The organism is uncultured Aquincola sp. (assembly GCF_964001545.1).
In the GTDB taxonomy this organism is placed as follows: Bacteria; Pseudomonadota; Gammaproteobacteria; order Burkholderiales; family Burkholderiaceae_C; genus Aquincola.
The window spans coordinates 23,425-32,273 of sequence record NZ_CAXFDV010000255.1 but is presented as its reverse complement, the minus strand read 5'-3'; the positions used below and the strand labels follow the sequence as shown (position 1 = coordinate 32,273).

5 protein-coding genes are annotated in these 8,849 nt (G+C 68.5%); 1 reads left to right on the top strand and 4 read right to left on the bottom strand.

Annotation, left to right across the window (positions count from 1 at the left end):
- Nucleotides 1-89 precede the first annotated feature (89 nt).
- Entirely contained in the window at nucleotides 90-1,103 is a 1,014-nt protein-coding gene (locus tag ABNT58_RS08925) for an ABC transporter ATP-binding protein (RefSeq protein ID WP_348753142.1), read from the bottom strand.
- Between the two features lie 162 nt (nucleotides 1,104-1,265).
- Here ABNT58_RS08925 and ABNT58_RS08920 point away from each other — a divergent pair, with 162 nt between their 5' ends.
- Nucleotides 1,266-2,021: an aspartate/glutamate racemase family protein gene (locus ABNT58_RS08920; protein WP_348753141.1), complete on the top strand. Its 756-nt coding sequence runs from the start codon at nucleotides 1,266-1,268 to the stop codon at nucleotides 2,019-2,021.
- Nucleotides 2,022-2,117: 96 nt separating this feature from the next.
- Here the strand turns inward: ABNT58_RS08920 and ABNT58_RS08915 are convergent, their stop codons facing one another.
- The 3 genes from ABNT58_RS08915 to ABNT58_RS08905 all read right to left on the bottom strand — a co-directional run bounded on the left by ABNT58_RS08915 (nucleotide 2,118) and on the right by ABNT58_RS08905 (nucleotide 8,793).
- Nucleotides 2,118-2,747: a PEP-CTERM sorting domain-containing protein gene (locus ABNT58_RS08915; RefSeq protein ID WP_348753140.1), complete on the bottom strand. Its 630-nt coding sequence runs from the start codon at nucleotides 2,745-2,747 to the stop codon at nucleotides 2,118-2,120.
- A gap of 83 nt (nucleotides 2,748-2,830) precedes the next feature.
- The gene (locus tag ABNT58_RS08910) at nucleotides 2,831-7,192 is read right to left on the bottom strand and encodes an SdrD B-like domain-containing protein (protein WP_348753139.1); all 4,362 of its coding nucleotides are present in this window, start codon (nucleotides 7,190-7,192) and stop codon (nucleotides 2,831-2,833) included.
- A gap of 275 nt (nucleotides 7,193-7,467) precedes the next feature.
- Entirely contained in the window at nucleotides 7,468-8,793 is a 1,326-nt protein-coding gene (locus ABNT58_RS08905; RefSeq protein ID WP_348753138.1) for a TolC family protein, read from the bottom strand.
- Nucleotides 8,794-8,849: the final 56 nt, after the last annotated feature.

Genomic DNA, 8,849 nt, shown 5'->3' with positions numbered 1-8,849 from the left:
GGGGCACCATCTCAGTCCCGCCGGGCCGCCCCAAGGGACTGAGCTCCCCCTCGGGGGGACGCGAGCGCAGCGAGCTAGGGGGCACCACTTCACCCTTGCAGCACGTGCGCATCGGCCTCGTGCCAGCTCATGGCCACGCGCTGGCCGGGCGCCAGCGGCGCGGCATGGAACTGGGCATCGGGCACCAGCGCCACCCAGCCGGCGCTGTCGGGTCGGTCGTCGGCGGAGTCCTGTTCATCCAGGCGGGTGGCCAGGTGCACCTGCACATGGCTGCCCTGGTATTCCACGGCCTTGACGGTCACCGCCATGCCGGGGCCGCCGCTGGGCGCCAGCACGGTGCGGTCGCTGCGCACCGCCACCGCGCCAGAAGGCGTGTCCACCACGTTGTGCGCCCCGATGAAGCGGGCGATGAAAGCGGTGCGCGGGCGCTCGAACACCTCACGCGCGGTGCCGGCCTGCTCCACCTTGCCCTGGTTCATCACCACCACCAGGTCGGCCAGCGCCATCGCCTCTTCCTGCGAGTGGGTGACGTGCACGAAGGTCATGCCCAGTTCGCGGTGCCAGCGCTGCAGTTCGGCGCGCATCTTGATGCGCAGGAACGGGTCTAGCGCCGACAGCGGCTCGTCCAGCAGCAGCACCCGGGGCTGCGTCATCAGCGCGCGCGCCAGCGCCACCCGCTGCTGCTGCCCGCCCGACAGCGCCGCCGGCAGCCGCGCCGCGTAAGGCGTCATGGCCACCAGCTCCAGCAGCTCGCGGGCACGCTTCTCGCGCGCAGCCTTGTCCACGCCCTTCATGCGGGCGCTGAAGGCCACGTTGTCGAGCACGCTGAGGTGGGGGAACAGCGCATAGCTCTGGAACATCATCGCGGTGCCGCGCTGCACCGGCTCCAGGTGCGTGATCTCGCGGCCGGCCAGCACCACGTGGCCGGCGGTGGGCACCTCATGCCCGGCCACCATGCGCAGCGTCGAGGTCTTGCCGCAGCCCGAAGGCCCCAGCAGGCAGCAGTAGCTGCCCCCTTGGATCTTGAGGTCGATACCGGCCACGGCCACGGCGTCGCCGTAATGCTTGGTCAGCGAGACGAGTTCCAGGTCGGTGCGTTCCATCGTGGCCGTTTTGTATGCAATGCATGTGCCAAGTGGTCTTGCACCAAGGCAGGCGCGGCATTTGCGGGCGCTGCCACCAACCGCCCCGCGATGGGGCGGCAGAGCTTGCTTTGTATGCAATCCCCCTCACCCACTGCCCTTCCCTCCGCTGCCGGAGTCCGCATGAAACTGCTTGTCGTCAACCCCAACACCTCGGCCGCGATGACCGCGCAGATCGCCGCGGCCGCCCGCGCCGTGGCCGCGCCGGGCACCACCATCGTGGCCACCCAGCCCGATTTCGGTGCGGCCTCCATCGAAGGGCACTACGACGACGCCTTTGCGGCCGCCGGCGTGGCGCAGCAGGCGCGCCTGCACGGTGCGCAGGTGGACGGCGTGGTCATCGCCTGCTTCGGCGATCCGGGCCTGGACGCCGCGCGCGAGGCCTGCACTGCGCCGGTCATCGGCATCGCCGAGGCGGCCTTCCATGCGGCTTCTTTCCTGTCCACCGGCTTTTCCGTCGTCACCACGATGACGCGTACCTGCGTGATCGCCGAGCACCTGCTGCACAAGTACGGCTTCGAGCGCCGCTGCCGCGGCGTGCACGGCACCGACATCCCGGTGCTGGAGCTGGAAGCCGCAGGCTCCGCGCTGGTGGCCCGCATTGAGGCGGCGGCCCGGCACGCCCTGCAGCACGACCGCAGCGGCGCCATCGTGCTGGGCTGCGCCGGCATGGCCGACCTGGCGGCGCAGCTGCAGCAGCGGCTGGGCGTGCCGGTGATCGACGGCGTGGCCGCCGCCATCAAGTTCGCGGAAGGCCTGGCCGCGCTGGGGCTGCACACCTCCAAGCAGGGCGACTATGCGCGCCCGCTGCCCAAGACCTACGCTGGCTGGGCAGCGCCGCTGGGCTTCGCGCCATCGGCGGTGGCTTCGTCCCTCTGAGCGGCAGATGAAAAAAAGGGCGCCCCGGTGGGGGCGCCCTTGGCGGAAGGCAGATGGGCTACCTCACGCCCAGCGGCATGGTGGCCGCAATGTCGTTCAGCGCGGCTCTTGGCGGCGGCGAGCGATCAGGCCGATGGCGCCCAGGCCGGCGAGCATCAGCGCATAGGTTTCGGGCTCCGGCACCGGCGCGGCCTGCACCACGTCCTGCAGGCTGCTGCTCGACCAACGCGTCAGCGTGTACTGTTGGGCAAACGGGTTGTTGTCGGCGTTCACGGTGTTCAGCCAGGTCGTGGCCAGCGCGACGTTGGCGTCCGACGACGAGTAGCTGCTGAGGCTGGTGTTGCCGGTCAGGTCCCACAGCGCCAGCTGGAAGGCGACCGCACCCCGCTGCGTCTGCAGCGAAGTGCTGTAGAACCGGTCGTACAGCTCCTGCACGCCAGCCGGGGCCGAGTAGGCGGCAGCGCTGTAGGTTTGGTCGGAACGGCGCACGGTCTGGCTTTGCTCGATGCAGTAGGCCAGGAACGAGGTGCCGGTCGTCTTGTTCAGCACATTGAACAGCACCGGGTCGGAGGTGCCGCCCGACAGGATCGCGACACTGCCGGTGGCCAGGCGGCCGTCGGCGGTGGTGGCGTAGTTGTTGACCGACAGCGTGTCGGCATGCGCGGCCGACGTGGCCAGCAGCGCCGCAGCGGCCAGGCCCGCCAGGCGGAAGTGACTTTGCTTCATGGTGATTCCTCTCCCTTCAAGGGTTTGATTGCAAGCCGGGCGGCGACGTGCCGACCGGCTTCCTCCGGCAAGGCCTCGGGGCCTTACGCGACCGCAGCAACAGCGCTGTGATCGGCGTTCTTGATGTGGGCGATCAGCTGCCGCACCAGCTCGGCGCTGGCGTCGGCGTGCAGGGCCGTGGCGTCGGCGGCGGGCACCGGGCAGCCGGCGCAGCCACCGGCCACCGCCGGTGCACCACCCGCGAAGGCGTGGTGCAGCAGCGCGTCGTCCTGCGACAGCAGACCGTCGAGCGAAGGCAGCGCAGCCTTGGCGGCCGCGGCATCGTCGGCGTAGACGTTGAAGTACACGTCCACCATGTCGATGCTGCTGCCGTCGGCGCGGGTGGCGGTGCTGGCTTCACCCAGCAGGTTGCCCAGCTGCGTGACGTCCAGGTTCGTGTACCCGGTCTTCAGGCTGGCGATGCCCATCTCGGCCAGCGTGTGCAGTTCGCCCGCGTCGGTCTGGTGGTTGCCATTGGCGTCCTGCCAGATGCTGAGCTCGCTGAAGCCCGCGTCCTTGGCGTCCACCAGGCCATCACCGTTGCTGTCGAACGAAGCCAGCTTGGCGAAGCCGACGCCACGCTCAGCGCTGCCGAACAGCTCGGAGACACCGTCGATGCGGCCGTTGTGGTTGGCATCAACCGCCAGGAAACCGTCGCCGCTGGAGATCCAGCCCGACTTCACGGCATGGCCGGTGCCCAGCAGATCGAACTTGCCGCCCGCGTCGATCAGCGCCTTGGTCTGGATGCCGTTGCCGTCCAGGTCCAGCACGATGGGGCTGTAGGCGTAGTACGTGGTGGTGTCGCCGATCGAGACCGTCTTGCTGGTCTCGGTGAAGTCGGTCAGGCTGTTGCCACCGCTGAGCTTGATCTGGAACGTTTCCCAGGCCGCTTCCCGGTAGGTCGTGTCGGCCACGAAGTCGCGATCGACGTAGACCTTCTCCTGCCAGGCCTCGATGTTGAACGACGCAGAGCTGGTCTGCCCCGCCTTGATCGTGACGTAGAAGCCGTCGGCCGTGGTGGGCAGGTAAGCGCCGTTGATGTCCTTGACGCTGAAGTCCTGCGTCTGTGCAGTGGACGTGTTGGCCTGGTTGCCGTACGTGCCGGTGACAGGGTCGTAGTACTGGTTGGCGTGGTACACACCGTCCTGGGTGGTGTAGCCACCGCCCGCCGTCACCGTCTGGTTGCCCAGCCAGCCCGTGGCGCGGTTGGCCGTGCCGTTGGCGAAGGACACGAACACCGTGGTATCGACCGCCAACGCTTGGCTCAGCTGCAGCGTGTAGTTGGCGTTGTTGCCTTCATAGATGGCTTCGGTGCCCACCAACGAGATCAAGGCACGCGAGGTCAAGCCTGCGTCGATGGTCAGGTTGTCGGTGGCGGTCGTCACCTGGAAGGCGGCCGACTCGTAGGCCCAAGGCAGCGAGGTCAGGCGAACGTTGTCGATGATGCCGCCCATGCCGTCGTCATCGCCGGCCTGGTCACGGAAGGTCAGGCGGTCGAGGCCACCGGTGCCCGTGACCGTGAAGGTGTAGGTCGTCAGCTTGGTGGTCGCCGGGTCGATCGACGCGATGCAGCTGCCGTTCCACCACACTTCCACCGTGTTGGTGGACACAGCAGTGTTGGCACGGCTCGCCAGGTCCACCGACAGCTGGTAGGTCTGGCCCTGCTGCGTCTGCACGTCCTGGTAGAGGCCCTGAGCCCTGCCCCAGTTGTACTCGGAGTCCAGTTGGGCCGCATACACGCCCGTGTTGCCGCTCACACCGAAATCCGACGTCTGGCCGACGCTGGGGCTGTAGCCGCTGAGCGTCTTCCATTCGCCATTGCCACAGCCGAAGTTGTCTTCGAAGCTGCCGTTGATGATCAGGTTGGACCCGGTCGTCGAGGCGCCGATGGCACGGAAGTCGGAGTCGATGGCGTCGTTGCTGCCGACGTCGGCCGCGGTCAGCTGGTAGCCCTTGGCCAGCGCCAGCGCCACCTTGTAGCTGCCGGCACCGACGTTGTCGAACAGGTACTTGCCGTTGGCGTCGGTCACCGTCACGCGCGAGGTGTCGTCGGCCGTGTTGAACAGGCCGTCGGCACCAGCGCCGATCAGCTTGACCGCCACGCCGGCCACGCCGCCTTCACCGGCGTCTTGCAGGCCGTTGCCATTGGTGTCGGCCCACACGCGGTCGCCGATGTTGCAGACGACGGGCTTGAGGCCGGCGTCCACGGTCAGGTTGGTCTCACCGACGGCCAGCGTCACCAGGCCGGAGGTGGCGGTGTTGCCGCTGCCGCTCCACACCACGTCGCTGTCGATGCCGTCGTTGCTGCCGACGTTGGCCGACGTGAACATCTGGCCCGCCGGGGCCACCACCTGCACCGCGTACTGGCCGGGCGGCAGGCCGGTGAACAGGTAGCCGCCGGTGGAGTCGGTCACCGTGGTGGCCACCACCGTGCCGGCCGCGTCCAGCAGTCGCACGGTCACGCCGGCGGCGCCGGGCTCGCAGGCGTCCTGCAAACCATCGCCGTTCTGGTCGAACCACACCTTGTTGCCCAGCGTGGCGGGCTTGGTCACGATCAGGCCGCCATCCAGCGTCAGGTTGTCGTCGCAGCTGGCCACCTGGAAGCCGGCTTCGTACACGGTGCTGCTGGTGCTGCCGATGAGCTTGACGTTGTCGATGATGCCGCCGACGCCGTCGTCGTCACCACACTGCTCGCGGAACGACAGGCGGTCGTTCGCGCCAGTGCCGGTCACCGAGAAGCTGTAGGTCTTCAGCGCGGTGCTGGTGGGGTCGATGGTGGCGATGCGGGTGTTGTTCCACCACACCTCGACGGTGTTGGTGCTGAGCTTCGTGCATGCACGGGCGGCCACATCGACCGACAGCTGGTAGGTCTGGCCGGCTGTCGTCTTCACGTCCTGGTAAAGCCCGGTGCCACCCAGCAGCGAGGCGGTGTAGCGGGCGTCCAGTTCCACCACCGTGGCACCGGTGGCGCCAGTGACGCCATAGGCGCTGGCAGCACCGGCTTCGATGACGTCACCCAGGCCGCACCAGCCCACCGGCACGCCGCAGTTCAGGTTCTCGAAACTGCCGTTGGTGATCAGGTTGACTGACGTGGACGTGGTGACGGCCTTGAAGTCGGAGTCGACGGCGTCGTTGGTGCCCGCGTCGGCCTTGGTCACGGCAAAGCCGTCGGGGGTGTCCAGCGTGAGCTTGTACTTGCCCCAGGCCACGTCGTTGAAGGCGTACTTGCCGTTGGCGTCGGTGGTGGTGGTGCGCACCGAGTCGTCGGCGGTGCCGAAGACGCCGTCGCTGCCGGCACTGGTCAGCTTGACGTTGACGCCCGCCACACCGCGCTCGCCGGTGTCCTGCACGCCGTTGCCGTTGGCGTCCCACCAGATGGTGTCGCCCACCTTGACGAGGCAGACCTTCAGGCCGGCGTCGACGCTGGTGTTGTTTTCACCCGCGGCCAGCGTGACCAGGCCGCTGGTGCCGGTGTTGGTGCCGGTACCGTTCCACACCACGTCGTTGTCGATGGCGTCGTTGGTGCCGGCGTCGGCCGTGGTGAACTTGTAGCCGTCGGGGCTGACCACCTGCACCTTGTACTGGCCGGGCAGCAGACCCTGGAACAGGTAGTTGCCTGCAGCGTCGGTGGTGGTGGTGGCCACCACGGCGCCGCTGGCGTTCAGCAACTTGACCGTGACATTGGCAAAGCCGGCTTCGCCGCTGTCTTGCAGGCCGTTGCCGTTGCTGTCGAGCCAGACGCGGTCACCCATCGAGGCCAGCGCGGGCAGCTTGAAGCTGAGCACGTTGGGCGTCGGGTCGAGGTCGGCGGCACCGGTGCCCACGAGCCCGCCGTCGTCGCGCACCTGGAACGACAGGCCGACCGTGCCGGTGGAGCCTTGCGCGGGCTGGTAAGTCAGCAGACCCGAGCGGATGTCGGCGATCTGCACTTCGGTGCCGGGGGCGATGGCCACACCGTTGAGCAGCACCGTGCCGGTGGCGGGCAGCGCGTTGATCACCACCGACTTGAAGTTGTTGCCGTCGACGTCGGAGAAGCCGAAGTCGGATTCCTTGAGGACGTAGCCGCTGCCATCTTGCAGCGCCACCGAGCTGTCGGTGCCGCTGGGCGCGTCGTTGACCGGGTCGATGATGACCTTGAGCGTCAGGCGGATGACGTCCGCGCCGGTGTCGAAAACGACGGACAAGGTATCGAAGTTGCCGAAGTAGTTCGGCACGGCCGCCGCCGAGACGCGGACGGTGTGGTCATCGACTTGGCTGAAAAGCGCGGTGGGTGCTGCGATGTAGCCGCCGTTGCCGTCGCTGACCAGCAGCGACTCGATGCTCAGGGTGCCACTGGGCGTGTATCCGGCCTGTTGCAGCAGCGTGGTGATGTCGAAGTCTTTGTTCGTGTCTTCCCAGACATTCACCGCGGTTGAGTAATTCAGTACGGTCAAGTGTTCCTCCCGGTTCGCAAGCGGCCCAGCGCCGCACCGCCATTGTCCCGACGTTTCGATCATTTACATGTGTTCACATATCACATTACAAGGTGACGACCCCATCAATTAAGGGGGAGATGCAGTGGCAATTCTGACATTCACGCGTGAATTGCGCACATTCAAATAGTGGCGTGTCGCGACCCGGCGACGAACCTTGAACGATCTCTCACCATTTCTGCCGTAGAGGTCATTTCGTTAGCATTTCGTCAAGGTGGCGCCAGCCCCTGTTCCGGGGGTCGCATGGGGTCCACTTCGACGCGGTCGCGTGGCATTTCGGCGACGCCCAATGCGGGCGCCAACGAGCCGGTGAGCGCGGCCATGCGCAGCCACGCCTGCCGCAGCCGCCAGGCCGCCTCCACTTCCCGCTGGTCGGCATTGAAGCGGCGGTCGCGCTGGTCGATGAGCTGCAACAGGCTGCGGCGGCCTGCCTGGTACTGCAGGTCGCTGGCGCGCACCACGGCGCTCAGCTGCTCGCGCTGGCGCGCAAGTGCAGGCAGCGCCTGCGCGTTCTGCAGCGCCTGCTGCCGCACCACGCCCAGCTCGCCGCGCACGCTCTGCTCGCTGCGCCAGGCCAGGCTTTCCGCCGCCTCGGCGCGGGCGCGCGCCTCTTCGCGCCGGGCGGTGCCGCCGCCGCCCAGCGGCACCTCGTAGCTAAGCGTGACGGTCCAGCTGCGCCTGTCCTGCGTCGACTCGACGGGTACGGTGCGGTCGGACAAGCCCTTGCGCAGCATCAGGTCGGCGCGCGGCAGGTACTCGGGTGCGATCAGCGGTACGCGGGCCTTGGCCGCCTCGCGGCGCGCGGCGGCGGCCTGGGTGCCGGCATGCGTGCGCAGGGCCAGGGTCCACCAGTCTTCCAACGGAGCATCTGCAGGCAGGCCGGGCGTGCCGGCCCAGGGGTTGGTGCCGGGCGGCGTCTCTTCGGCCAGCAGCGCACCCACCTGTCCGGTGAGCACGCCCAGCTGCGCGCGGGCGGCCGCCAGGTCGGCCTGGCTGTTGGCCACCGACAGCTCGGCGTCGATCAACGAGGACTGCGCCAGGTCGCCATCGGACGCCGGCGACTTGCCCGCAGCCACCTGGCGCGCCACGCGCTCGGCCAGGTCCGCCAGTTCCGCGTGGCGGTACATGGCCGCCTTGAGCAGCGCCTGCTGCCGCTGCAGCTCGATGTAGGCCTTGGCCACCCGCTCGCAGGCGTCTTCCAGCGCCTGCCGGGCATCGGCCTCGGCGGCCTGCAGCTCCAGCTGGGCGGCGTCCAGCTGGGTGCGGTCGCTGCCGCCGTTGTACAGGTTCCAGCGCACGAAGCCTTCGGTGCTGCGGGCGTGGCGGTCCACCAGCGCGCCGGCTTCGCGGGTGACGCGCCGCCCCTGCTCCTGCTGCACGCCGGCCGAGGGGAAAAAGCGCGATCGGATCTGGTCGACCTGCGCCTGCGCGGCGCGCACCGTGGCACGCGCACTCTGCAGGTCGCCGTCGCGCGCCAGCGCCAGTTGCACCGCATCGGCAAAGCGCACGAGCGTGCCGGCTGCTTCGGACTGCACGACAGGCGCGACCGGCGCGCCTTGCGGCCCGGCCGCTTCAGCCGCCGCGCAGAAAC